Origin of the sequence: Pseudomonas sp. MWU12-3088, from assembly GCF_023242405.1 — a bacterium.
Taxonomy (GTDB): domain Bacteria; phylum Pseudomonadota; class Gammaproteobacteria; order Pseudomonadales; family Pseudomonadaceae; genus Aquipseudomonas; species Aquipseudomonas kribbensis.
The window spans coordinates 1,235,052-1,258,277 of record NZ_JALJEA010000001.1 but is presented as its reverse complement, the minus strand read 5'-3'; the positions used below and the strand labels follow the sequence as shown (position 1 = coordinate 1,258,277).

24 protein-coding genes are annotated in these 23,226 nt (G+C 58.7%); 13 read left to right on the top strand and 11 right to left on the bottom strand.

The features are described 5' to 3' along the window. The first annotated feature begins 113 nt into the window (after positions 1-113). Positions 114-704, top strand: a complete 591-nt coding sequence (locus M5B98_RS05760; RefSeq protein WP_248742141.1) for an NUDIX domain-containing protein — start codon at positions 114-116, stop codon at positions 702-704. On the opposite strand, the gene M5B98_RS05755 is transcribed toward M5B98_RS05760, so the two are convergent. After that, positions 701-1,216: a methylated-DNA--[protein]-cysteine S-methyltransferase gene (locus M5B98_RS05755; protein ID WP_248742140.1), complete on the bottom strand. Its 516-nt coding sequence runs from the start codon at positions 1,214-1,216 to the stop codon at positions 701-703. The genes M5B98_RS05760 and M5B98_RS05755 overlap by 4 nt on opposite strands. Before the next feature lie 136 nt (positions 1,217-1,352). Here M5B98_RS05755 and ggt point away from each other — a divergent pair, with 136 nt between their 5' ends. The 3 genes from ggt (at position 1,353) to M5B98_RS05740 (ending at position 4,786) form a co-directional block, all read left to right on the top strand. Next, positions 1,353-3,080 (top strand): gamma-glutamyltransferase, encoded by a 1,728-nt coding sequence (ggt, locus tag M5B98_RS05750; protein ID WP_085711597.1) that lies wholly within the window; start codon positions 1,353-1,355, stop codon positions 3,078-3,080. A gap of 66 nt (positions 3,081-3,146) precedes the next feature. Beyond that, positions 3,147-3,680 (top strand): cysteine hydrolase family protein, encoded by a 534-nt coding sequence (locus M5B98_RS05745; RefSeq protein WP_248742139.1) that lies wholly within the window; start codon positions 3,147-3,149, stop codon positions 3,678-3,680. 86 nt (positions 3,681-3,766) lie between these two features. Next, positions 3,767-4,786, top strand: coding sequence for a lysozyme inhibitor LprI family protein (locus M5B98_RS05740; RefSeq protein WP_248742138.1), 1,020 nt, complete (start codon positions 3,767-3,769; stop codon positions 4,784-4,786). A 9-nt stretch (positions 4,787-4,795) separates the two neighbouring features. Here the strand turns inward: M5B98_RS05740 and M5B98_RS05735 are convergent, their stop codons facing one another. Then, positions 4,796-5,437 (bottom strand): TetR/AcrR family transcriptional regulator, encoded by a 642-nt coding sequence (locus M5B98_RS05735; RefSeq protein WP_248742178.1) that lies wholly within the window; start codon positions 5,435-5,437, stop codon positions 4,796-4,798. A gap of 124 nt (positions 5,438-5,561) precedes the next feature. Between M5B98_RS05735 and M5B98_RS05730 the strand changes: the two genes are divergently transcribed. After that, a complete protein-coding gene (locus tag M5B98_RS05730; protein ID WP_248742137.1) occupies positions 5,562-6,020 on the top strand; it encodes a GNAT family N-acetyltransferase in 459 nt (152 codons plus the stop codon). A 5-nt stretch (positions 6,021-6,025) separates the two neighbouring features. Here the strand turns inward: M5B98_RS05730 and M5B98_RS05725 are convergent, their stop codons facing one another. Then, positions 6,026-6,325: a hypothetical protein gene (locus tag M5B98_RS05725; RefSeq protein WP_248742136.1), complete on the bottom strand. Its 300-nt coding sequence runs from the start codon at positions 6,323-6,325 to the stop codon at positions 6,026-6,028. A 159-nt stretch (positions 6,326-6,484) separates the two neighbouring features. On the opposite strand from M5B98_RS05725, the gene M5B98_RS05720 reads away from it, so the two are divergent. Beyond that, a complete protein-coding gene (locus M5B98_RS05720; protein WP_248742135.1) occupies positions 6,485-7,930 on the top strand; it encodes a SulP family inorganic anion transporter in 1,446 nt (481 codons plus the stop codon). 18 nt (positions 7,931-7,948) lie between these two features. Here the strand turns inward: M5B98_RS05720 and M5B98_RS05715 are convergent, their stop codons facing one another. After that, positions 7,949-8,467 (bottom strand): carboxymuconolactone decarboxylase family protein, encoded by a 519-nt coding sequence (locus M5B98_RS05715; protein WP_248742134.1) that lies wholly within the window; start codon positions 8,465-8,467, stop codon positions 7,949-7,951. Positions 8,468-8,600: 133 nt separating this feature from the next. Here M5B98_RS05715 and M5B98_RS05710 point away from each other — a divergent pair, with 133 nt between their 5' ends. Then, on the top strand, positions 8,601-9,422 hold the full coding sequence (locus M5B98_RS05710) for a cupin domain-containing protein (RefSeq protein WP_248742133.1): 822 nt from the start codon (positions 8,601-8,603) through the stop codon (positions 9,420-9,422). Here M5B98_RS05710 and M5B98_RS05705 read toward each other — a convergent pair whose 3' ends face one another. Next, positions 9,423-10,316 (bottom strand): DMT family transporter, encoded by an 894-nt coding sequence (locus M5B98_RS05705; protein ID WP_248742132.1) that lies wholly within the window; start codon positions 10,314-10,316, stop codon positions 9,423-9,425. Positions 10,317-10,406: 90 nt separating this feature from the next. Here M5B98_RS05705 and M5B98_RS05700 point away from each other — a divergent pair, with 90 nt between their 5' ends. Both M5B98_RS05700 and M5B98_RS05695 read left to right on the top strand, forming a co-directional pair. Then, positions 10,407-11,738 carry a PLP-dependent aminotransferase family protein gene (locus M5B98_RS05700; RefSeq protein WP_248742131.1) on the top strand — a complete coding sequence of 444 codons (1,332 nt, stop codon included), beginning with the start codon at positions 10,407-10,409 and terminating at the stop codon, positions 11,736-11,738. A 55-nt stretch (positions 11,739-11,793) separates the two neighbouring features. Continuing rightward, positions 11,794-12,183: a c-type cytochrome gene (locus M5B98_RS05695; protein WP_248742130.1), complete on the top strand. Its 390-nt coding sequence runs from the start codon at positions 11,794-11,796 to the stop codon at positions 12,181-12,183. 37 nt (positions 12,184-12,220) lie between these two features. On the opposite strand, the gene M5B98_RS05690 is transcribed toward M5B98_RS05695, so the two are convergent. After that, complete coding sequence (locus tag M5B98_RS05690) at positions 12,221-13,105, bottom strand: LysR family transcriptional regulator (protein ID WP_248742129.1); 885 nt, start codon at positions 13,103-13,105, stop codon at positions 12,221-12,223. A gap of 160 nt (positions 13,106-13,265) precedes the next feature. Here M5B98_RS05690 and M5B98_RS05685 point away from each other — a divergent pair, with 160 nt between their 5' ends. From M5B98_RS05685 to M5B98_RS05675, 3 genes are all read left to right on the top strand, one after another. Then, on the top strand, positions 13,266-14,567 hold the full coding sequence (locus M5B98_RS05685) for an NAD(P)/FAD-dependent oxidoreductase (protein WP_248742128.1): 1,302 nt from the start codon (positions 13,266-13,268) through the stop codon (positions 14,565-14,567). Between the two features lie 51 nt (positions 14,568-14,618). After that, positions 14,619-15,707 (top strand): polyamine ABC transporter substrate-binding protein, encoded by a 1,089-nt coding sequence (locus tag M5B98_RS05680; RefSeq protein ID WP_248742127.1) that lies wholly within the window; start codon positions 14,619-14,621, stop codon positions 15,705-15,707. A gap of 131 nt (positions 15,708-15,838) precedes the next feature. Beyond that, positions 15,839-16,174, top strand: a complete 336-nt coding sequence (locus M5B98_RS05675; RefSeq protein ID WP_085711582.1) for a hypothetical protein — start codon at positions 15,839-15,841, stop codon at positions 16,172-16,174. Positions 16,175-16,246: 72 nt separating this feature from the next. On the opposite strand, the gene M5B98_RS05670 is transcribed toward M5B98_RS05675, so the two are convergent. From M5B98_RS05670 to M5B98_RS05655, 4 genes are all read right to left on the bottom strand, one after another. After that, a complete protein-coding gene (locus M5B98_RS05670) occupies positions 16,247-16,726 on the bottom strand; it encodes a phage infection protein (protein WP_248742126.1) in 480 nt (159 codons plus the stop codon). A gap of 124 nt (positions 16,727-16,850) precedes the next feature. Next, on the bottom strand, positions 16,851-17,399 hold the full coding sequence (locus M5B98_RS05665; RefSeq protein WP_248742177.1) for a chorismate mutase: 549 nt from the start codon (positions 17,397-17,399) through the stop codon (positions 16,851-16,853). A 186-nt stretch (positions 17,400-17,585) separates the two neighbouring features. Then, positions 17,586-18,251 (bottom strand): hypothetical protein, encoded by a 666-nt coding sequence (locus M5B98_RS05660; RefSeq protein WP_248742125.1) that lies wholly within the window; start codon positions 18,249-18,251, stop codon positions 17,586-17,588. 137 nt (positions 18,252-18,388) lie between these two features. Further along, a complete protein-coding gene (locus tag M5B98_RS05655; protein WP_248742124.1) occupies positions 18,389-20,098 on the bottom strand; it encodes an AAA family ATPase in 1,710 nt (569 codons plus the stop codon). 268 nt (positions 20,099-20,366) lie between these two features. On the opposite strand from M5B98_RS05655, the gene M5B98_RS05650 reads away from it, so the two are divergent. After that, on the top strand, positions 20,367-21,665 hold the full coding sequence (locus M5B98_RS05650) for an MATE family efflux transporter (RefSeq protein ID WP_248742176.1): 1,299 nt from the start codon (positions 20,367-20,369) through the stop codon (positions 21,663-21,665). Positions 21,666-21,719: 54 nt separating this feature from the next. Here the strand turns inward: M5B98_RS05650 and M5B98_RS05645 are convergent, their stop codons facing one another. Next, positions 21,720-23,150 (bottom strand): amidase, encoded by a 1,431-nt coding sequence (locus M5B98_RS05645; protein ID WP_248742123.1) that lies wholly within the window; start codon positions 23,148-23,150, stop codon positions 21,720-21,722. Positions 23,151-23,226: the final 76 nt, after the last annotated feature.

The window sequence follows — 23,226 nt, the reverse complement described above, 5'->3', positions numbered from 1 at the left end:
GTTTCTCTAAGTGCATTCGGCTTTGCCGGGTATTAGCGAGAGGCTGTTCGTTGAGCAGGGCTTTCGCCTACCATGCCATTAACGAAATCGATGACAAAAAAGGATCGAGCGTCATGCCCAACACCGCCGAGCGGATCAACATCGTCGACACTCAGGTGTTGTCCCACGACTGGTATCTGCTGAAGAAAATCACCTTCGACTACCTGCGCAACAACGGTGAATGGCAACGCCAGACCCGCGAAGTCTACGACCGCGGCAATGGCGCAGCGATTTTGTTGTTCAATCGCGAAAAACGCACGGTGGTGCTGACTCGCCAGTTCCGCTTGCCGGTGTTCGTCAACGGTCATGACGGTCTGCTGATCGAGGTGGCTGCCGGACTGCTGGAAGGCGCGGCGCCGGAGCAGCGCATCCGTGACGAAGCCGAGGAAGAAACCGGTTATCGCGTGCACGATGTGAAGAAAGTCTTCGAGGCGTACATGAGTCCGGGTTCGGTAACCGAGAAGCTGCACTTCTTCGTTGCCGAATACGACGCGGCGTCAAAGGTCAGCGACGGTGGTGGCCTGGAGGAGGAAACCGAGGAACTGGAGGTTCTGGAGTGGCGCTTCGACGATGCACTGGCAGCGTTTCATCGTGGCGAGATCTGCGATGCCAAGACCATCATGTTGCTGCAATACGCCGCCATGAATAACTTTTTCGACGCTTAAAACAGCTCACCGGTTTTGCCGATGTCTGACCACTGGCCACCTTCCAGTGTCAGCAAGCGCTCTTTGGCTTCAAGGCCGCCGGCAAACCCGGTCAGTTTTCCCGAAGCACCAATCACCCGGTGACAGGGCGCGATGATCGAAATCGGGTTTCTGCCGTTCGCCGCGCCGACGGCACGTACCGCGCTGGGATGGCCGATCTGTTCGGCAATCTGGCTGTAGGTGCGAGTCTCACCGAACGGAATGGTCAGCAACGCGGCCCAGACCTTTTTCTGGAACTCGGTGCCGGCAAAGTCCAGCTCCAGATCGAACGCACTTCGCGTTCCTGCAAAATATTCTTCCAGCTGTCGCGCGGTTTTCAGCAACACCGGGTTGTCGGGTACTTCGGTCATTGGTCCGAGGCGCACCCGGCTCGGTTTGTCGTTTTCCCAGAGGATGGCGGCCAGTCGTGAACCGTTCGCGACCAGCTTCAACTCGCCGACGGGCGAGGGCAGGGTGATGAACGTGTAGGCCATGGGGGAAAACTCCGGGTCGGGTCGGCAACAGCGCCCAGCATACTGCCGGATCGGGGAGGCGCAAACCGCAATCGCGACCATACTGGCTGATGCTCTTGAAGCGCTTTCCTACCTTATAAAAAGAAGAGACAGACTCATGAAGTACGAACCTTTTGCCAAATCGCTGATTGCGACCTCATTGGCGCTCAGCTGCCTCATGGCCCACGCCGCCTCGGTTGCGCCCGTCGCCGCCGAAAACGGCATGGTGGTCACCGCCCAGCACCTGGCCACCCACGTGGGTGTCGATGTCTTGAAAAGTGGCGGCAACGCGGTGGATGCGGCGGTCGCCGTGGGCTACGCACTGGCGGTGGTTTACCCGGCAGCGGGCAACCTCGGTGGTGGTGGTTTCATGACCATTCAACTGGCGGACGGACGCAAGACCTTCCTCGATTTCCGGGAAAAAGCCCCACTGGCCGCGACAGCCAATATGTACCTCGACAAGGACGGCAACGTCATTCCTGATCTGAGTACCCGTGGCCACCTCGCGGTGGGCGTTCCGGGCACTGTCTCCGGCATGGAGCTGGCACTGACCAAATACGGCACCAAGCCGCGCAAGGACATGATCGCCCCGGCGATCAAACTGGCGGAAGAAGGTTTCGAGCTGGAGCAGGGTGACGTCGATCTGCTGGACTACGCCACCGACGTGTTCAAGAAGGACATGAAAGACTCCGGCTCGATCTTCCTTCACAACGGCGAGCCGATGCAGGTCGGGCAGAAACTGGTGCAGAAAGATCTGGGCAAGACCCTGCGCACCATTTCCGAGAAAGGCGCCGATGGTTTCTATAAAGGCTGGGTGGCCGACGCCATCGTCACCTCCAGCCAGGCCAACAAGGGCATCATCACCCAGGCTGACCTCGACAAATACAAGACCCGCGAACTGGCCCCGGTGGAATGCGACTATCGCGGTTACCACGTGGTGTCGGCGCCGCCGCCAAGCTCCGGCGGGGTGGTGATCTGCCAGATCATGAACATCCTCGAAGGCTATCCGATGAAGGATCTGGGCTTCCATTCGGCCCAAGGCATGCACTACCAGATCGAGGCGATGCGCCACGCCTATGTGGATCGCAACAGCTATCTGGGCGACCCGGATTTCGTGAAAAACCCGATCGAGCACCTGCTGGACAAGAACTACGCGACCAAGCTGCGCAATGCGATCCAGCCGCAGAAGGCCGGTGTCTCCGCCGAGCTGAAACCTGGCGTTGCGCCTCATGAAGGCAGCAACACCACGCACTACTCGATCGTCGACAAATGGGGCAACGCGGTATCGGTCACCTACACCCTCAACGACTGGTTCGGTGCGGGCGTGATGGCGAGCAAGACCGGGGTGATCCTCAACGATGAAATGGACGACTTCACCTCGAAAGTCGGCGTGCCGAACATGTACGGCCTGGTGCAGGGTGAAGCCAACGCCATCGCGCCCGGCAAGGCGCCCTTGTCGTCGATGAGCCCGACCATTGTCACCAAGGACGGCAAAGTGGTGATGGTGGTGGGCACGCCGGGCGGCAGCCGCATCATCACGGCGACTCTGTTGACCATGCTCAACGTCATCGACTACGGCATGGGCCTGCAGGAAGCGGTTGATGCGCCGCGCTTCCACCAGCAGTGGATGCCGGAGCAGACCAACCTCGAAGACTACGCCGCCAGCCCCGACACGAAGAAGATTCTCGAGAGCTGGGGCCACAAGTTTGCGGGCCCGCAGGACGCCAACCATATCGCTGCGATTCTGGTCGGAGCGCCGTCGCTGGGCGGTAAACCAGTCGGCAAGAACCGCTTCTACGGCGCCAATGATCCACGGCGCAACACCGGGTTGTCTTTGGGTTACTGAGAAGGGTAAAAAGGGGGCGGGCACACGTCCGCCCCTGTCTCAAGGACCGATCAAGGAAGGCTCACCATGACCACCGCATTGCTGATCATCGATGTCCAGCGCGCCCTGTGCACAGGCGAATACGAGTGCCACGACATCAAACGGGTGATCGATACCATCAACGGCCTCAGCGCCCGGGCGCGCAAGGCTGGCGTTACTGTCGTGCTGATCCAGCATAACGAAAAGGACAGCCCGTTAGCCCACGGCGCCGAGGGCTGGCAACTGGCCGATGGCCTGAATACCGCACCGAGTGACCTGCACGTCGACAAGACCGCCAACGACTCGTTCTACCAGACCAACCTGCAAAAGCTGATCCCCCGGGAAGACTTCGATCGCCTGGTGATCTGCGGTCTGCAGACCGATTACTGCGTCAACGCTACCGTGCGTCAGGCCCATCAACTGGGCTACGACGTGGAACTGGCAGCCGACGCGCATTCCACCGTCGACAACGGCAACATGAGCGCCGAAGACATCATCACCGAACACAACAAGGACTGGGCGCACCTGACCGGCTCTGTGGCGCGGATTGATGTGAAGCCGGCGGCTGAGATCGCGTTCTGACTCTCTTGTAGTAACCGGTGAAATTTCCAGAGCATCGATAACCCGGGCGCGGCATACTGCCGCCGCCTCAGGAATGGAATCTGTCGATGCTCGCTTTCAATCTCCGTCACGCCTTGTTGCTGACGCCTCTCGTTTTTGCTGCCAATACACACGCTGCCAGTTTCGACTGCGCTGGCGCTTCCAGCCCGGTTGAAAAAGCCATTTGTGCGGATCCGTATACCTCGAGTCTTGATGAGAAACTCGGGAAGCTCTGGACGACAACACTGACGAAGGTTGCTGATCCGAAAGCGCTCAAGGCCGATCAAAGAGCATGGTTGAAGAACCGCAGCCTTTGTGGCGCTGAACCGGCGTGCTTGCGTCGTGAATATCTGATGCGCCTGACTGAGCTGCAATATGCGGCCAGAGCGTTCAACTGGGATTCCACATGGCATTTGATTCCTCACGGGGTGAACTCGGGATCTGAAGTGATCATCAAGCGTCAGGACGCCACACACATCCGCTTTGAGGTTTCGGCACAGGAGGGCGCCAACTCTGGTGATCTGGAAGGCATTGCTGTGTTGAGCGGTGTTGAGGCTCGTTTCGAAGAGGGTAGTTGCACGCTTGTTTTTCGAGCTATCAATGGTGTTCTGGACGTCACGCAGAATGGCGATGACGTTGATTGCGGCGGCGGTATGGGTGTCTTTTACTCAGGTCGTTATGTGGCGTCTGATAAACCACTTTCGATGAATTACAACTTGCTCAGCGTTGGACTTGCTCGTACGCAGCAAGAGGATCAGGCGTTGCATAAATTGCTCAAGGGTGATTATCAGAAGCTGGTGGACCGTACGAGTACCATGACCGTCGGCGACCCGGCGGTTGATGTGCCTGATGCCGAGGTCATCGAGATGTGGGTGCGCGGACTGGGCAATATGAACGCGGCCATTCTGATGCGTGCGGCCAATAACCGTTTCTGGGTGCTGATGCTGGTGCCTGAGAAAGGGGGACACACGCGAGCCCGTTATTACACCAACGTACCGGAATGGAAAAAGCGTCTGCCTGCCCAGTTCCAGGCATGGTACGAGCGGATGGAAGGTGACCGCGCACTACCTCTGGACATCATGCCCTGACTCCGCCGCTCAAGTCGCAAACATCAACCTGCGAACATCACTCACCGGCTCGGACACCACACCGCCCAGCACCAGCCGCGTAATGGTATCCGCTGCCCTTTCGTAGTCCTCATCCTGCGGTATTTCCCGCCCGGTGATGCGCCCCATCTGCCAGCCGATATTGGTGTAGGTGCGCGTCGCCGACCAGATGAACAACATCAGATGCTCGGGATCCACCGGCGCCAGCAAGCCGCGCTCGATCCAGCTGCGCAGGCACTCGACATTGCGCCGGGCTTCGGCATGCAACAGGTCGCGGCATTCATCGGGTAGCTGGCGACCGCCCAGCAGCAGTTCACCACTGAACACCTTGGCAATCGCCGGATGCTCGCGGGCGATGCGGATGCGGGCCGCGACGTAGGCGCGCAGGCCGATCAACGGGTCATCACTTTCGCGCAGCACCGCCGAGGCTTCCAGCAGCGGTTCGACGAAGCCGAGCAGCACTTTGCCGTAGAGGTTTTCCTTGCTCTGGAAGTAGTAATAGAGATTGGCCTTGGGCACACCGGCGCGGGCGGCGATGTCGCGGGTCTGGGTTGCGTCGAAGCCATTGGCGGCGAACTCTTCGCTGGCGGCCTTGAGGATCAGTTGCTGGTTGCGTTCGCGGATGCTGCTCATGGAAGACATTGAAAGTCTGGCGATTTCGGGTTCGCAATATACAAAACTATATAGCGATTAAGCCAGCGAACTCGACGGACAGCGCTATGCTGCTGCAATCATTTGACGGGATCGGGGAGGGGATATGAGTCTTCAGGCAATACGCGCCAGTGCGGAACATCTGGATGCGGTGGCCTTACTGTTCGACGGCTATCGCGGCTTTTATGGCCAGCCATCGAACCTGGCGCAATCGCGGGCCTTCATCGCCGAGCGTATGGCGGGCAATGAATCGGCGATTTTTCTGGTTGAAGATGAAAACGGCGAAGCGCAGGGATTCGTACAGCTGTATCCGACGTTTTCATCGATAGACGCCCACCGCACCTGGTTGCTCAGCGACCTGTTCACCACGCCGGCCGCTCGAGGCCGTGGCGTCGGGCGATTGCTGATGAACACTGCACGGGACTTTGCCGTGGAAACCGGCGCCAAGGGCCTGATACTGGAAACCGCCACCGACAATTTCACGGCCCAGGGTTTGTACGAATCCCTCGGTTGGGTGCGTGACACTGGCTATTACACCTACAACCTGGACCTGCGACAGGGCTGATTCGGTCAGTCGGCCCGGGCCAACAGTCGTTCGATCTGCGCCAGTTCCCAGGTGCTGAGCAGGCTGACCGGGTCGGTGCCGAAACGTTGAGTGGTGTCGAGCGTCCACACGCGACCTTCCGGGCACCGGCATTGCAGGCAGTGGTGCAGGTGTTGGCTGTCAAAGTCGAGCGACAGGTGCCAGCCGTCGAGCTCGACCGATATCTGGCCGGTCCCGGATTCCTGTGCAATACGCCGTAATGCGCAAACGCCCAATGCAGCCTCACGCAAGCGCTGGCAGACTTCGCGGGTGGATAGCGGTGACATGTTCAAACCCGTCGATCAACGAAGCGCGCAAGCATAAAGCGCCGGGCCGTCCCTGTCAGCGATCGCTGGCCCGTGCCCGGGCAATTGCGTAACATCCGCAACCCTCTTTTTCCCGCGAATACAGCGGCCGTCAGTATCGGCCGCGCTGTCAGGTAAGCCATGAAACCGATTCGTCTGCGCGCCGATGTCCTGGCCGGACTCACCACCTCGTTCGCCCTGTTGCCCGAATGCATTGCGTTCGCGCTGGTGGCTCATCTCAATCCGTTGATGGGCCTTTATGGCGCCTTCATCATTTGCACGCTGACCGCGTTGTTCGGCGGCCGGCCGGGCATGGTGTCCGGGGCGGCCGGTTCGATGGCGGTGGTGATCGTCGCGCTGGTGGTGCAGCACGGCGTGCAGTACCTGCTGGCGACGGTGTTGCTCGGTGGCCTGATCATGATGGCGTTCGGGCTGTTGCGCCTGGGCAAACTGGTGCGCATGGTGCCACACCCGGTGATGCTCGGGTTCGTCAACGGTCTTGCGATCATCATTGCGCTGGCGCAACTGGAGCATTTCAAGAGCGGCGAGCAGTGGCTCAGCGGCACGCCGTTGTACCTGATGACCGGGCTGGTGCTGCTGACCATGGCCATCGTCTACATCCTGCCGCGCCTGACCCGTGCCGTGCCGCCGGCACTGGTGGCGATCCTCGGCGTCGGGGCGCTGGTCTATCTGCTGGGCCTGCCGACCCGCACCCTCGGCGACATGGCGCACATCGCTGGCGGTCTGCCGACATTCGCGCTGCCGGACATCCCGTACAACCTCGAAACCCTGCGCATCATCGCGCCTTACGCGATCCTGATGGCGCTGGTCGGCCTGCTGGAGACCCTGCTGACCCTCAATCTCACCGACGAAATCACCGAAACTCGCGGTTACCCGGATCGCGAATGCGTAGCGCTGGGCGCGGCGAACATGGTCTCCGGCGCGTTCGGCGGCATGGGCGGTTGCGCGATGATCGGCCAGACTGTGATCAACCTCAGTTCCGGCGGGCGCGGGCGGATGTCCGGGGTGGTAGCGGGGGTGTTGATTCTGCTGTTCATTCTGTTCCTGTCGCCGCTGATCGAGCGGATTCCGCTGGCGGCGCTGGTGGGGGTGATGTTCGTGGTGTCGCAGCAGACCTTTGCCTGGGCCTCGTTGCGGGTGCTGAACAAAGTGCCGCTCAACGATGTGCTGGTGATCATCGCGGTCACCACCATCACAGTGTTTACCGATCTGGCCACGGCGGTGCTGTGCGGGATCATCATCGCGGCACTGAATTTTGCCTGGCAGCAGGCACGCGAACTGTACGCCGATGAACATCTGGAAGCCGATGGCAGCAAACTCTATCGCCTGCACGGCACGCTGTTTTTCGCCTCGACCACGCCGTTCCTCAATCAGTTCGACCCGGCCAACGATCCACAGCGCGTGACGCTGGACTGCCGGCATCTGAGCTTTGTCGACTACTCGGCCATCGCCGCGCTGAAAACCCTGCGCGAACGCTACGCCAAGGCCGGCAAGCAGTTGCAGGTGTTTCACCTGTCCGAGCGCTGCAAGAAATTGCTGAAACGCGCCGGGGTCGATCACGACTGAGATCGACCCCGGTCACTGTCAGGCATCGATCGCCGGGAAATCGATGTCGGTCAGTGCAGTGTTGTTGAGGTAGTTGGTCAGGGTCTGCACGGCGACGATGGCGATCACTTCGATGATCTTCTTTTCGTCGATGCCGGCAGCGCGGGCGGCGGCGATCTGTTCATCGCTCAGATGGCCACGGGTTTCCGTCAGTTGATGGGCGAGGGCGGCGAAGGCATTCAGCCGACCATGACGCGCTTCGATGATTTCTTCTGCTGCCAGCCCGGCCTTGCTGGCAAACAAGGTGTGCGCCGAGAGGCAGTAATCACAGCCGTTGACCTGCGACGTGGCAAGGTACACCGCCTCTTTTTCCTTGGCGCTCAGGGACGTTTTGCCCAGCGTGGCGGAGACTTGCACGTAGGCATCCAGTGCAGCGGGGGCAACCGCCAGGGTCTTGAACAGGTTGGGCAGGAAACCGATTTTTTTCTGCACGCCTTCCAGGGTCGGGCGGGTGGTTTCGGTGGCGTTTTCAAGGGTGATCGGGGCGATGCGGCTCATGGTGATTCTCCGAAAGTCCGGTGCGAAGTGCGCCGGGGATGGAGGTCATGTTATTGAGCGAGACTGGTGCTTTGGGTGCAAATCGTCGAGGATATGCGACAGATCGTCCAAACCTGTCGTCGAGGATTCGTCCATGGATCGCTTGTCCACGTTGCTCAGCCACTTCGGCGTGAATGCCGGCACCTTCCACAGCGGTACTTTCTGCGGCATCAGCGCCTATGGTGGCGATCAGGTCTGCGGCCATGTGCATCTGTTGCAGGCCGGGCAAGTGCTGCTCAAACCGGGGAATGACCCCGAACTCTCGCTCAGCGAACCGACGCTGATTTTCTTCCCCCGACCGTTTGCTCACCGACTGTTCGCCGACGAGAGCATGGGCGCGCAATTGGTGTGCGCCTCGCTGACCTTCGATGGCGGCGCGGGCAATGCGCTGGCGGCGGCGCTGCCGGATTATCTGGTGCTGAAACTCGCCGACCTTCCGGAAATGGCCAGCACTCTGGAATGGCTGTTCAAGGAGGCATTCGATGGTCATTGCGGGCGCGAAGCGGTGATGGATCGGCTGTTCGAACTGTTGGTGATTCTGCTGCTGCGCCATCTCATCAGCAGTCGCGACCAGCAACCGGGGATGATGGCGGGGCTGGCTGATCCGAAGATTTCCCGTGCGTTGAGTCTGATGCATGACCAACCGGCCAAGGCCTGGAGCGTCGCCGAACTGGCCGCGACCGTGCATGTGTCCCGTGCCGGGTTTGCCGAGCATTTCCGGCGAGTGGTGGGGCAGACGCCGGTGGATTATCTGGTGAGCTGGCGAATCAGCCTCGCGCAGAAACGTCTGCGCGAGGGACGGCCGATAGCCCTGATCGCCGAAGAAGTCGGCTATGAAAGTCCTTCGGCGCTGGCCCGGGCGTTTCGGCGCAAGACCGGGCTCAGTCCTCGGGAGTGGAAAGCGGGAACGAGCTGATCATCTGGCGAATTTCTTCGCCCCGGCCACGCACAAAATCACACCCAACGTGACCACCAGCATGCCGACGCTGACGTGTTCATGCAGCAACGTCGCCGCCAGCGCCAGACCGAAAAACGGCTGCAGCAATTGCAACTGCCCGACCGCCGCAATCCCGCCCTGCGCCAGGCCGCGATACCAGAACACAAAACCGATCAGCATGCTGAACAGCGAAACGTAAGCCAGGCAGACCCAAGCCGATAAGCTGATGCCGCTGAACGAGGCGGGCGCCCGCCATACGCTGAACACGGCCATCGCCGGCAGCGACAACACCAGCGCCCAGCAGATCACCTGCCAGCCACCGAGGGTGCGCGACAGTTTGGCGCCTTCGGCATAACCGAGACCGCAGGCGAGAATCGCCGCCAGCATCAACAGATCCCCGGTGGGCGAGGCGGTCAGGCCCTGGGATACCGCAAAGCCAACCACCAGCAAACTGCCCAGCACCGAAAAGATCCAGAACACCGGACGCGGCCGTTCACCGCCGCGCAGCACACCGAAAATCGCCGTCGCCAGCGGCAGCAATCCTACAAACACAATGGAGTGCGCCGACGTCACGTATTGCAGCGCGAGGGCGGTCAATAGCGGGAATCCCACGACGACACCCAGTGCCACGATCAACAACGAGAACCACTGATCCCGCGCCGGGCGTCGTTCGCGAAACAGCCACAACAGGCACAACGCCAAGACCCCGGCGATGGTCGCGCGGATGACGGTGAGGAACACCGGGTCGAATTCCAGCACCGCCAGCCGCGTGGCCGGCAGCGAACCGCTGAAAATCACGACGCCGATGAAACCGTTGATCCAGCCGCTGGTTTTTTCCAGGGCCGGAGCGGGCAGATTTGTGGTTCGTTCCATGTCGGTCCTGCTCAAAAGTGGGGTTGCTTGTGGCTCATCCTAGGGTTGAGAATCAGCACAATCAAAGAATTGTCATGGATACATCCCGGCATGCCTCGCTCCCGTTACAAGACCCTCGTTGATTCCTATGCCGCCGACATTCGCAGCGGTCGCCTGTTGCCCGGCACGCGTTTGCCGACCCATCGGCAACTGGCGGCCAGCGAAGGGCTGGCGCTGGTCACGGCTTCGCGGGTGTATGCGGAGTTGGAGGCCATGGGCCTGGTCAGCGGCGAAACCGGGCGGGGCACGTTTGTCCGGGAAACCTCGTTGTTGCCGGGGCAGGGGATCGATCAGAAAGACATCGCCGTCGGCATGATCGACCTCAACTTCAACTACCCGTCGCTGCCGGGGCAGGCTGATCTGCTGCGCACCGCTTTGCGGCAATTGGCGCTGTCCGGCGATCTCGAAGCACTGCTTCGTTATCAACCCCACGCCGGGCGCCAGCATGAACGGGCTTTGGTTGCCCGGCACTTGCAGGCCCGAGGCCTGAGTGTCGACGCCGAGCAGGTGTTGATCGTCAATGGCGCCCAGCAAGGGCTGGCGGTGACGTTAATGGCGCAGCTCAATCCCGGTGACGTAATTGCGGCCGATGCTCTGACCTATTCAGGCTTCAAGGTGCTCGCCGAAGCGTTGCACCTTGAAGTGGTGGCGATTCCTGTGACCGCAAACGGCCCGGATCTGGCGGCTCTCGACAGACTCTGCCGCAACCGCCCGGTGCGCGCCGTGTACAGCATGCCGACCCTGCACAATCCGCTGGGCTGGGTGATGCCGCTGGCGCAGCGTGAACAACTGGTGGCGATTGCCCGACAGCATGATCTGACGATCATCGAAGACGCTGCCTACGCCTTTCTGGTCGATAACCCGCCGCCACCGCTGGCGGATCTGGCGCCGGAGCGCACGGTGTACGTCTCGGGACTTTCGAAAAACATCGCCACGGGCCTGCGCTTCGGCTTCATCGCGGCGCCGCTGAAAATCGTCCCGGCACTGGAACGCATCATCCGCGCCACCACCTGGAACACGCCGGGGGTGATGACCGCGATGGCCTGCGGCTGGCTCGACGACGGCACAGTCACCTTGCTGGAGGCGCAAAAGCGCGATGACGCCCGGGCCCGTCAGGCGCTGGCCGCGGAAATCCTGCAAGGCTTGCCGATGGTTGGCCATCCTTCCTCGTATTTCCTCTGGCTGCCGCTGCCGGAAGACGCAAGGTCCGATCAGGTGGTGATCGAGCTGATGAAGGCGCAGATCTCGGTCACCAACGCCGAACCGTTCACCGTATCGGCCCATGTGCCTCACGCGATCCGGCTGGCGCTGGGCTCGGTGGACATGCTTGTCCTGCGTCAAGCCTTGCTCAAAGTCCGGCAAGTGATCGCGGCTTATCTGTAGCGCAACGCTCCCCGCAGGATTACCCTTGGCGCCGCCGAAGATCTGGATGCTCCCGATGAAAAACACCGCATTATTGACCCTCGCCCTGATCCTCAACGCAGGTCTGTTCAGCACGCCCGCCCTGGCGGCTGGCGACGCCGAGGCCGGCGGCAAAATCTTCCCGCGCCTGTGCGGCGGCTGCCACCAGGTCGGCGAGTCCGCCCGTCCCGGATTCGGCCCGCAACTCAACGGCATCATCGGCCGCCCGGCGGGGACGTCGGCAAACTACGTGTACTCCGATGCGATGAAGAACTCCGGCATCACCTGGAACCGTGAAACGCTGACGGCGTATCTGAAAGATCCGAAAGGCGTGGTGCCGGGGACGCGGATGATCTTCTGGGGGCTGAGTGACGAGGAGAAAATCGATAATTTGTTGGCGTATCTTCAGTCATTTTCCAATCAATGAGCTTAATGGCGGGGACCGCGCAATGCCGTTCCCGCGTTCAATTTTCCTGCTCGGCCTGACCGGCAAACCACCCCATCACCACCCCACACGCCGGATGCGCTGCCGCCGACGGCTGCAAGCACAACGAGTAAATCCCCCCGGTTTTCAGCGGTTCCCCGAACGGCACCACCAGCACTCCACGCTCTATGGATTCTGCCGCGAGCGTCATGTCCGTCACCGCCACACCCAGTCCCCGCGCCGCTGCGTCCAGTGCCAGTTCATCGAGGTTGAACGGGATGTGCCGGTAAGCTTCCAGCGGTTTGCCGTCGTTCGCGGCCAGCCATTCGATCCAGGCCTGGCGATCCGCAGAACGATGCAGCAAGGCAAAACGTTGCAGTTCTTCGACTGACCGGGGGGCGTCTACCAAATTGGGAGCGCACACCGGCACCAGTGTCTCCTTGAACAGCGTCAGGCAATCCGGGTCGCTTGATTCCGTCGGCAAATAAAGGATGTACGCGTCGCTGTCACTGGTGGGCTCGACGACTTCGGTGGCGACGGTTTCGATAGCCAGCGAGACCTCGGGATGGTGCAGATAAAAGTCGCTGAGTCTGGGCAGCAACCAACGCACTGCCAGCGACACATGCAGGCGAATGCGGAACGGTCGCTTCTGCGGCATGAGGCGCTCTTCGAGGTTTTTGAGTTGCTCGAAAATGCTCCGGGCACTGGCCAGCACCTGTTCGCCTTCCGGGGTCAGGTGCAGGTTGCGACTGGTGCGCACGAACAGCGCCACATTGAAGTGGCTTTCCAGTTGCTGGATCTGCCGGCTGACGGCGCTTTGGGTCAGGCACAACGTCTGCGCAGCCTGAGTGAAGCTGCCGCATCGGGCGACTTCGACCAGTGCCTGCATGGCTTGCAGTGAGGGAGCGTGGCGAATTTTATCCATGCGTTTTCAGAATGGCTCGATGATTTCTTAGCGTTGGTGAGGCGTTTGAAGACCCTATAGATTCTAGTTCTGGCGGCAATCTTCACAACACGGACATGCGATTCACGCATGGGTATCCGAAGAAGGCAAGCCGCGGAACGACAGTCTTACGAGGTGATGCATGGACAATATCTGTGGCTGGATCGCGCAAGCCGGAAACGCCCCGGCACGCGGTCGCCTGAGCGGAGCGCAAAAAGCCGACTGGCTGGTGATCGGGGCCGGCATCACCGGGCTCAGCGCCGCGCATAACCTCGCGCAACTGCATCCCGAGGCGCGGATTGTGGTGGTGGATCGGCAATCGGCAGCGCAGGGCGCTTCGGCGCGCAACTCGGGATTCGTGGTCGCCCATGAACACCCGGCCGACAGCGAACTGATCGGCGCCGCAGGCTTTGCCGGGTTTGAAGTCGACACGGCGATTTCCCGCGCCGCCAGCGTAGAAGTCCGCCAACGCATTGCCCGACACGCCATCGACTGCGACTTCCGCGACAGCGGTTATTTCTTCGCCGTGAACGACCCGGCCAAGCTCAATCAGGTCGACGCAAAACTTGCCACGCTGCGCGCCCTTGGTGCCTGCGCTGAATTTCTGCAAGGCGAGGCGTTGAGCCAGAAGCTCGGCACTCGCCACTATCAGGCGGCGATCTGGTGCGGCAACGGCAACGCGCTGCTGCAACCGGCCAAGTATGTGAAGGGCTTGCTCGATGCACTTCCGGACAACGTCACGGTATTCGAGAACACCGACATTGTGGGTCTTGGGCGTGTCGGCCAGGGACGTCTGCGTGCCCAAGGCGCCGAAGGCAGTATCGAAGCGAAACAGGTGCTGGTGTGCCTCAACGCCTTCATACCCCGCGTCGGCATCCGCGACAGCGCCACGTTCCCGATGGAGTTGAGTGCCAGTCTCACGCGCCCGCTCACGGATCAGGAATTCGCGGCCATCGGTTCGGTCGAGCCGTGGGGCGTGCTGTCGACCCGGCCACTGGGCGCCACGGTGCGACTGACCCCGGATCGCCGGGTAATGATCCGCAACACCGCCGAATACCGCACGCGAGACCTGTCCGACAGCGAACTGGTTTTGCGTCGGCAACATCATGTGTGCGGTCTGCAACGACGCTTTCCGTTCCTCGGCGAGCAAGACATTCGCTATACCTGGACCGGTCATCTGAGTGCAAGCCGCAGCGGCCAGGCGTATTTCGATCGGGTTGAGGAGGGCGTTTTCGCCGTGGCCGGTTGCAACGGTTCAGGCGTGGCGCGTGGAACCCTGTGGGGACGGCTGTTGGCGGAGTTGGCATCGGGCGTCGACTCGCCCTTGCTGCAATCGGTGATGCAACGGGCCGAACCCGGCTGGCTGCCGCCGCGACCTTTCTTCGATATCGGTGCCATGCTTCGCATGCGCGTGGAGGCGGTCAGGGCCAGAACAGAAATCTGAAATTCCGCAGATCCCACAAGAACAAAAGCCACTCAATTCAGGTGACAGAACATGCGCGTCCACACACTTTTCCTGGCGGTCCTGCTCGCAACGGCATCGACCGGCGCCCTGGCCGACGAAGCGGTCAACATTTCCAACTGGAACGGCTACATCGCCGACGACACCCTGGCCAACTTCACCCAAGCCACCGGCATCAAGGCCACTTACGACATTCATGACAGCAACGAAGTGCTGGAATCGAAGTTGATGACCGGCAATACCGGTTACGACGTGGTCAGTCCGTCGAACCACTTTCTGTCGCGGCTGATCAAGGCCGGCGCGATCCAGAAACTCGACAAGTCGCAACTGCCGAACTGGAAGAACCTCGACCCGCAGTTGATGAAGAAACTCGAAGTCAACGACCCGGGCAATCAATACGGCTATCCGTACATGTGGGGTACCGCCGGCATCGGTTACAACGTCGAGAAGATCAAGGCGATTTTCGGCAACACCGACGTTACCCGTTCGTGGAAGCTGTTTTTCGAAGAGGACAACATCAAGAAGTTGAGTCAGTGCGGCGTGGCGATCATCGACAACCCGACCCAGGTGTTGCCGATCACCCTCAACTACCTGGGCCTGCCGCCACACAGTCATGAACCGGCGGATTACCAAAAAGCCGAAGCGGCCTTGTTCAAGATTCGCCCTTACGTGCAGTACTTCCATGCGTCGAAGTACATCAGCGATCTGGCCAACGGCAACGTCTGTGCGGTGATCGGCTTCAACGGCGATGTGGTCCAGGCTGCCGCCAGCGCCAGGGAAGCGAAAAACGGTATCGACATCGCTTATTCGATTCCCAACGAAGGCACAACGCTGTGGTTCGACATGGTGGTCATGCCCAGGAACGCACCCCACCAGAAGAATGGCTACAGCTACATGAACTACCTGCTGGAACCGAAGGTGATCGCCAACATCAGCAACAGCATTCACTACGCCAACCCCAACGCGGCAGCGAATGAGTTCCTGACGCCGGCGGTGAAACAGGATCTGGCGATCTACCCGCCAAAAGAGGTGATGGACAAGCTGTTCACCGTGGAAGAGTTGCCGGCGGCGATTGCGCGGTTGACGACGCGGTTGTGGACCAAATTGAAGACCAATACCTGAAGAGACTCGTGAAGCGCTGCTGGCAGCGCTTCATGAAATATTCCCTGATTGATACTAATGTGCCACTGCCTCCAGTAAAGTGTGCGCCGCCCGAGAGATGGATCCCGGGCGTTTACCCATGGAGTCTTGCAGTGAAATACCTCAGCAAAGTAGTCGCCGCCGCACTGTTCGGTGTGGTTCTGGCAGGTTGCACCGGCACCCCGATGAATACCAAACACTACGACAGCAATCAGTACACCGTGATTGGCCACAGCGAAGCGACCGCCACCGGCCTGATGCTGTTCGGCGTGATCCCGATCCGGCAGAACAGCCGTTTCGTCCGCGCGCAAGAGGCCGCCATCCAGGCCAAGGGCGGCGATGCCATGATCAACACCCAGGTTCAGGAAAACTGGTTCTGGGCATGGGTTCTGAGCGGCTACACCACCAAGGTCTCCGGTGACGTGGTCAAGCTGAAAACCGTTCAGTAAGCGACGACTGGATGTGAAAAAGCCCGGCTGATCAGGCCGGGCTTTTCTTTGTCTTGGGAAAGCGTTTTCAGGTCATGCGACGCGGCGTTCGATCAGGCGATCCGAACCACCTTCAGCAACACGGCGTTCTTGCAGACGATCCGAACCACCTTCGGCAACACGGCGTTCTTGCAGACGATCCGAGCCACCTTCGGCAACACGGCGTTCCAGCAGACGATCCGAGCCGCCTTCAGCTACTCGGCGTTCTTGCAGACGATCCGAGCCACCTTCAGCTACGCGACGTTCTTGCAGACGATCCGAACCACCTTCAGCTACGCGGCGTTCCAGCAGACGATCCGAGCCACCTTCAGCTACGCGGCGTTCTTGCAGACGATCCGAGCCGCCTTCAGCTACGCGGCGTTCCAGCAGACGATCTGAACCACCTTCAGCTACACGCTGTTCGATCAATCGATCCGAACCGCCTTCGGCGATCATGGTGTGAGCGGGTTTTGCTGCAAAAGCGTTGACTGCAAGTACCGAGAAAGCGATGCCGAGAAGGATTTGGCGTTTCATGATCGTGTGCTCCGGGGTGTTGTTTGGTTGGTATGGAGCAGATGTTACGCCCGGGATTTTTTATGAGAACTTCATTGGCGTGATGGTGACTATCGACGCCAGCGATGGATGCCTGAGCCCCGATTCACGGGGCTGTTGCCCGAATACATAGTTCGCCGGTGGCACGGATCAGGGCCAGTTCATGCAACGTATCGTGAGTCAGACCGCTGCGCGCCTTGGCCAGCCACGTCGTGCAGTCCGGGTCATGGCGATAGGGCGTGAAGTCGGCGTATTGCTGCAACAGTCGGGTTTGCAGCTCATCCAGGCGCGGCCGGATCTGTTTGCCCAGATCCGGACGTGGCGTGTCCGGCGCTGCACCGGCCGCCTGCCACTTCGCGAGCAAACCGTATTGCACCAGTTTGTTGGCTTCCATTTGCGCGGCGATCAATTGCGCCACGTCTTCCGGGTCGAGCTTGCGTTCGGTGGCCAGCGTCCGGGCATTGGCGATGACCTGGGCTTCGCGGGGACTGTCCTGGATCGGCTTGCCGCTGTCCCATTTGGTCAGGGCGACGAGGTCGCCGATGTTCAGGCGTTCGTTCAGGGTTAACACCAGTGACCGTAACGAGTCTGGAGGCGGCAACTGAGCCGCCGCTTGAGTTGCGGTGGATAATGGCGCGCAAAGAGCGTAAGCCAGAAGGCTCCAGTAACAGAGTGCATTCTGTTTTGGTGGAATGAGCGGTAGACGTAGTCTTATGTCTGAAATGGCCCATTTACTAATTACGTCAATGATGTTCAATGCCTACATCCTCTTATCCTGCAATGTATGGATAAAATTTTTTGGTACTTGTGTGGCTTGGGAGAGCCATTCTTTGGTTGGCGATTAAATAAAGTGCTCTCCGAAAATTAAATCAATATTGTTATCACTGAGCTTCATGAGTCCTTTGCATAAAGCGTGCGTCCAGGAATTTGGTTCATTTGTTTCCACGCTGACATCTATATATCCCTGTATAACATCTCTGAAGGATTGTGCGTTTGAGTGTTTTCTAGCATGCACTTTCAATGCTTGCAAGGTTGATATCATTTTGTTGTAAAAGGCAGTTTCGTCGATTGATGTGGCAATGTGATGGTCAATTCGTTCTTGAATGTTATCTTCGAAATCCGAATCGTTGTAGGTTATTTCGAAATCTGGGATGTTGCTGGTAAGGTTGATTTTTATAAAAACGTCAATGTTGTTTAGAAGGGCGCGATCGAAGTAAGGGTGTAGAAGTTTAACATCGGCGCCGTAAGCATTTGAGTCGTTACGCTTTCTATTGCAGTCACCACATGACGGCATCAGGTTCAAACTATAAATCGAAAATTCAGGATAGGAGGCTTGAGGGAGATAGTGTTCTATTGTCCTAGCACCATCGCCACCACAAAACGGGCAGCTTGCAAGGCCGTTTAGCGGAATGCTACTGATCCAAGATAATTTGGCCGCGGCAGCTTTTGATTGGTAGGCACGATCAAAAGCATCCTTTTCTACCGCCGTCGTTGCTATGGGTTGCATAGAAGGGCAGGCTCTTTTAATTACATAGTTTCGATATGCAAGCCTGATTGAGCTTTCTATACTTTTTAAGTCGGTATAGTGTGCGAGTACGGAGTTTAGAATTGTTCTATCTGGAACAAGTTTGTAGGATAAGGATCTCATTCGTGATTCTCACGCTTCATGAGTTCGCGAATTTTCATAAGCATGTCCATGCTTAGTATGGATTTATAATTTTCGATTATTTTCTCAAATGACGCTCCGGACGTAGCAAGCTCTTCTGCGATTTTGTCGGAAAAAGACTGCGCTAAGCTGTCGCCGAATACGATGTCTGATAATGAACTGATGTTCGCCCCGAGGGTGTTGAGGTAGACACTTTGAGTGGATACAATTTTTTCATTGTCGCTTTTTATGACGTGTACGCAGTGCGTCGGAACTTCTCTTACTACATAGGCGGAATGAGTTGCGATGACCGCAATGGACGAAGTTGCAGATAGCACGGTGTGCAAAAGATTCATGAATTCGGTAATGAGATTTGGGTGTAGATGTGTTTCTGGTTCGTCTAGTAGAACTATCATTCCTTTAGTTGCGGATGTCAAAAAGTGAGTAGCAAACCGGAAGTACATTTTCTGGCCACTGCTGAGCGGCGTCGTCAGAGAAGCCCCTATTTGAAAGGTGATATCTCTATTTGTGTCAATATTCCCGATGATTTCAAGTTTTCTTAGCTCTCCACCTCTAATCGCGCCAATAGGTATCCAATGATTTCCATCAATGTCTTTAAATTTAGCGGTATTCTCCAGCTTTTCCAAAACTGGAATCATCAAAATTCCGGCTGGTATAATTTTTTGCATTATTTTTTTTAAGAGGATGAATCTATCTTCGTTGCCAATGGGGACATCGCTTCTAAGCATGTCTGCTAACATTGTTGTCAGGCTGCTGCTGCCTTCTAAGCCCATGTCGAAATAGTTATAATTAAAGACCCCGGTAATGCTTGATGTGCGCGGTAAGTTATTGTGTGGGTCGGTAGAGTACATATTCAGAGTGCTGAACGGGGGAAGTGTTTCCCATTGCGCCAGTGATAAATCATTTGACAGTTGGTCTGTGGGTTTTCCATAACTATCAAATAGATCTGATCTGTATCGAACGTCGGATAGGGAATTTACTTTTTTCAGAATTCCATGGATTAGACTATTAAGGTATCTGGTCTTTCCTACTCCATTGACTCCAATTAGGCAATGGATTCTGTCAGGCATAAGATTGTTTTCAGAAAAGCTGAAATTAATGTGGTGGGGTGATGCATATCCGTCTAGCTTGGTGGAGTAGGAAAATGGGATTCTGGCCTCGTCTGGTGGCGCTAATCTACGTGCTGAAAAGTAGCCAAATCTTAGGGCTCTATAGGCTCCCGCGTTTCGGGTAATACCGGCAACAAACTCAGGGGCCTCAATGATTGATTTGTAAGTTTGTTGATCGATTTTGTTGTTAACTCGAAAGGAGTTGATTTCTCCGATTGAGAGAAGTAGTGCCTCGTAGTGTTCGCGAGTAAGCTTTTTGGCTAGAATTTGGTAGCTTTCCACGGAGGTAAATACAGTGATGTAGTTTGGGAATTTTTTATTTTCAGGTGTTGGTGGCTCCTTTTTTTGGGAGATTTTTATTTTGTTACTGATCCAAGTGCTTACATGGTTCTGTGCTTTGTCCTCCACAAAAGGAAGAAGCATGATGGGGAATTCTAAATAGATTCCATTTGAGTTTATTTTTAGGTGTGCTCTGAAGTTGTAGCCGAAGTCGTTCCAGCCTTTATTAGTGGGGAATATGGCTGCGATGTCGGGCTCGATTTCGTCAGGTGATTCGTTGTGAATGTTAACAGTCCACATTTAAAGTCCTTGTAAAATAGCTGTTGGTGTATGCAACTTGGTAAGGTTGTTTTTTCGAGGATGACAAAAAATGGTTTACGTACCATTGCCTGTTTTTTTGGAGAGCGTCGCGACTTTTCCTGCATGTAGCCATCATTGAGGTAAAAAGGTCAATAGGCAGGTGGCGCATTAGTGTGTGCTATGTTTGCGGTTGTGAAGTGTGAAATTTTATGGAGTGAAGGCATTGTCCCCCCCCCTCTGGAAAACCTACCTGCTGTTCCTCGCCCCCATGGTGCTGTCGAACTTCCTGCAATCCATGTCGGGCACGGTCAACAGCATCTACATCGGCCAGATGCTCGGCACTCAAGCGCTGGCGGCGGTGTCGGGGATGTTTCCGATCATCTTTTTCTTCATCGCGCTGGTCATCGGCCTGGGGGCCGGGGCAGGGGTGTTGATCGGTCAGGCTTGGGGCGCGCGTGAGTCGCATATGGTGAAGGCGATTGCCGGGGCGACGCTGTTGCTGGGGGTGTTGATCGGGCTGGTCGCGGCGGTGTTTGGCAGTGTGTTTGCGCGTCAGGCATTGCAGGGGTTGGGCACGCCGGCGGACGTACTGGATGATGCGGTTTCCTACGCCCGGGTGATGATGTGGACCTTGCCGTTTGTGCTGGTGTACGTGCTGTTCACTCAGCTGTTGCGCGGGGTGAGCGACACGCTGTCGCCGATGCTCGCTCTGCTGCTGTCGACCGTTGTCGGTCTGGCGCTGACCCCGGCGTTCATTCGCGGCTGGTTCGGCTTGCCGCAACTGGGCATTCAGAGCGCGGCGTTCGCCGGTCTGGCCGGTACGCTGGCGGCGATGGCGTGGCTGGCGTGGAGCCTGATCCGCAAAGGCCATCCGCTGGCACCGGACCGGGAGTTCTTTGCGTCGTTGCGCCTGGATGGCGAGATTCTCGGCAAGGTGTTGCGCATCGGCCTGCCGACCGGGGTGCAGATGATTGTGTTGTCGCTGTCGGAGATGGTGATTCTGGCGCTGGTCAACCAGCACGGCTCCCAGGCGACGGCGGCCTACGGTGCGGTGACGCAGATCGTCAACTACGTGCAGTTTCCGGCGCTGTCGATTGCGATCACCGCGTCGATCCTCGGCGCGCAGGCGATCGGTGCCGGACGGCTGGAACGGATGGGGCCGATCCTGCGCACCGGGTTGTGGATCAATGTGTGCCTGACCGGTGGCCTGATCGTGCTCGGTTACCTGTTGTCGCACTGGCTGCTGGGGCTGTTCCTGACCGAAGACTCGACCCGGGCCATGGCCGAACATCTGCTGCACATCATGCTGTGGAGCCTGCTGATCTTCGGCTTCCAGGCGATCATCGGCGGCATCATGCGTGCCAGCGGCACGGTGCTGGTGCCGGTGGCCATCGCGATCATTTGCGTGGTCGGCGTGCAGTTGCCGGCGGCGTACTGGCTGGACGGGCAGTTTGGTTTGCAGGGCGTGTGGATGGCGTTTCCGGTGGCGTATCTGGGGATGCTGGTACTGCAGACGCTGTATTACAAACTGGTCTGGCAGCATCAGAAAATCGAGCGGCTGGTGTAAGACTGACCGTCAGAAAACGCAGGGCCGTTCCCGGAGGAACGGCCCTTTTTGCTTTCAGCGGCCAGCGTGAATCAGCGGCCGCTGGTGATGCCACGGCAACGCCCGCTCCAGTTGTGCGGCCAGACGCAACAGAACATCGTCAGCCCCGAAGCGTGCCGCCAGTTGCACACCGATCGGCAGGCCGCTGTGCGACATCCCCAATGGGAGGGAGATGGCCGGTGTTCCCGCAACGTTGAACACCGGGGTGAAGGGCGAATGCTCGAACACTCGCGCCGTCCATTGCAGGCCATCCAGCGTGTCGGCGCCGCGATTGTAGAGACCGATGGCTTGCGGCAGTTGCGGCAGGGTCGGGGTCAGCAGGATGTCGATGGACCCGAACCACGCGGCCACCTGACGGGCGACGCTGTTGCGCACTTCCAGCGCGGCGGCAAAGTCCATACCGCGCGATTGCTGACCAAATGCGTAACAGGCGAGGGTGGCCGGTTCCAGGGTGCTGCGATCGACAGGACGCCGGGTCGCAGCGGCGAGATGGTCAATCCAGCGCACCAGGCTCGCACACCAGATGTGCGCGTTGGCCTCGACGAGCGCCTCCCACGACAGGCCGAGCGGCGCCCGGACGCTTTCAACCTGATGGCCGAGGGATTCAAGCTCTCGGGCAACACGGGCGGTGGCATCACTGATCTCGAGATCGACGCTGGCCCCGTTCCACGGAGCATCGAGCAAACCGATACGCAAGCGTCCGGGATCGCGGCCGACCTGAGCCAGAAAGCCTTCGGCCGGTGCCGCCGTGTAATAAGGATCTCCCGGCGCACAGCCCTGCACCACATCCATCAGCGCCGCGCTGTCGCGCACCGTCCGCGACACGCCCAATTGCACGCCGAACCCGGCAAACACCTCGTCCATCAATGGCCCGTGAGAGCTGCGGCCGCGCGTCGGCTTGAGGCCCACCAGCCCGTTGAAGGCGGCCGGAACGCGGATCGATCCTGCCGCGTCGGTGGCATGGGCGATCGGCACGATGCCCGCTGCGACCGCCGCACCGGCACCACCGCTTGAGCCCCCGGCGGAAAGTTGCGGGTTCCACGGGTTGCGGGTCGAGCCTTGCAGGACGGAGTCGGTTTCGGTGCTGAACGCCATTTCCGGCGTGGTAGTTCGGCCCAGGGTGATGAGCCCGGCGGCGTTGAAGCGCTGCATCAGACTGGAGTCGCTTTGCGCGACCAGGCCTTGGGCGAGGCGGCTGCCCAGTTCATTGCGTCGCCCGGCTGCGGTGATCGCCAGGTCCTTGATCAGAAACGGCACCCCGGCCAGGGGGCCGCTGCCCGTGGTCGCGGTCGGTGTCCAGTGCTCGATGACGGCGTTGATCGCCGGGTTGACCTGCTGTATCGCTTCGATGGCCAGAGCGGTCAGCTCTTTGGCGTGGACTTCGCCCGACGCAACCAGTTGCGCGAGGCCGATGCCGTCATGTTCGGCGTATTCGTTGAGGTTCATGGATAGTTCTCCGAGAGGGAGCACCGATATTAGGTCGCAGGGTCTCAGCTGATTAGCCCATAATCGCGGCATGAAA

Coding starts and splice junctions, on each gene's coding strand:
- M5B98_RS05760 (WP_248742141.1), top strand. CDS start 114: ATGCCCAACACCGCCGAGCGGATCAACATCGTCGACACTCAGGTGTTG.
- M5B98_RS05755 (WP_248742140.1), bottom strand. CDS start 1,216: ATGGCCTACACGTTCATCACCCTGCCCTCGCCCGTCGGCGAGTTGAAG.
- ggt (WP_085711597.1), top strand. CDS start 1,353: ATGAAGTACGAACCTTTTGCCAAATCGCTGATTGCGACCTCATTGGCG.
- M5B98_RS05745 (WP_248742139.1), top strand. CDS start 3,147: ATGACCACCGCATTGCTGATCATCGATGTCCAGCGCGCCCTGTGCACA.
- M5B98_RS05740 (WP_248742138.1), top strand. CDS start 3,767: ATGCTCGCTTTCAATCTCCGTCACGCCTTGTTGCTGACGCCTCTCGTT.
- M5B98_RS05735 (WP_248742178.1), bottom strand. CDS start 5,437: ATGAGCAGCATCCGCGAACGCAACCAGCAACTGATCCTCAAGGCCGCC.
- M5B98_RS05730 (WP_248742137.1), top strand. CDS start 5,562: ATGAGTCTTCAGGCAATACGCGCCAGTGCGGAACATCTGGATGCGGTG.
- M5B98_RS05725 (WP_248742136.1), bottom strand. CDS start 6,325: ATGTCACCGCTATCCACCCGCGAAGTCTGCCAGCGCTTGCGTGAGGCT.
- M5B98_RS05720 (WP_248742135.1), top strand. CDS start 6,485: ATGAAACCGATTCGTCTGCGCGCCGATGTCCTGGCCGGACTCACCACC.
- M5B98_RS05715 (WP_248742134.1), bottom strand. CDS start 8,467: ATGAGCCGCATCGCCCCGATCACCCTTGAAAACGCCACCGAAACCACC.
- M5B98_RS05710 (WP_248742133.1), top strand. CDS start 8,601: ATGGATCGCTTGTCCACGTTGCTCAGCCACTTCGGCGTGAATGCCGGC.
- M5B98_RS05705 (WP_248742132.1), bottom strand. CDS start 10,316: ATGGAACGAACCACAAATCTGCCCGCTCCGGCCCTGGAAAAAACCAGC.
- M5B98_RS05700 (WP_248742131.1), top strand. CDS start 10,407: ATGCCTCGCTCCCGTTACAAGACCCTCGTTGATTCCTATGCCGCCGAC.
- M5B98_RS05695 (WP_248742130.1), top strand. CDS start 11,794: ATGAAAAACACCGCATTATTGACCCTCGCCCTGATCCTCAACGCAGGT.
- M5B98_RS05690 (WP_248742129.1), bottom strand. CDS start 13,105: ATGGATAAAATTCGCCACGCTCCCTCACTGCAAGCCATGCAGGCACTG.
- M5B98_RS05685 (WP_248742128.1), top strand. CDS start 13,266: ATGGACAATATCTGTGGCTGGATCGCGCAAGCCGGAAACGCCCCGGCA.
- M5B98_RS05680 (WP_248742127.1), top strand. CDS start 14,619: ATGCGCGTCCACACACTTTTCCTGGCGGTCCTGCTCGCAACGGCATCG.
- M5B98_RS05670 (WP_248742126.1), bottom strand. CDS start 16,726: ATGAAACGCCAAATCCTTCTCGGCATCGCTTTCTCGGTACTTGCAGTC.
- M5B98_RS05660 (WP_248742125.1), bottom strand. CDS start 18,251: ATGCAACCCATAGCAACGACGGCGGTAGAAAAGGATGCTTTTGATCGT.
- M5B98_RS05655 (WP_248742124.1), bottom strand. CDS start 20,098: ATGTGGACTGTTAACATTCACAACGAATCACCTGACGAAATCGAGCCC.
- M5B98_RS05650 (WP_248742176.1), top strand. CDS start 20,367: ATGGTGCTGTCGAACTTCCTGCAATCCATGTCGGGCACGGTCAACAGC.
- M5B98_RS05645 (WP_248742123.1), bottom strand. CDS start 23,150: ATGAACCTCAACGAATACGCCGAACATGACGGCATCGGCCTCGCGCAA.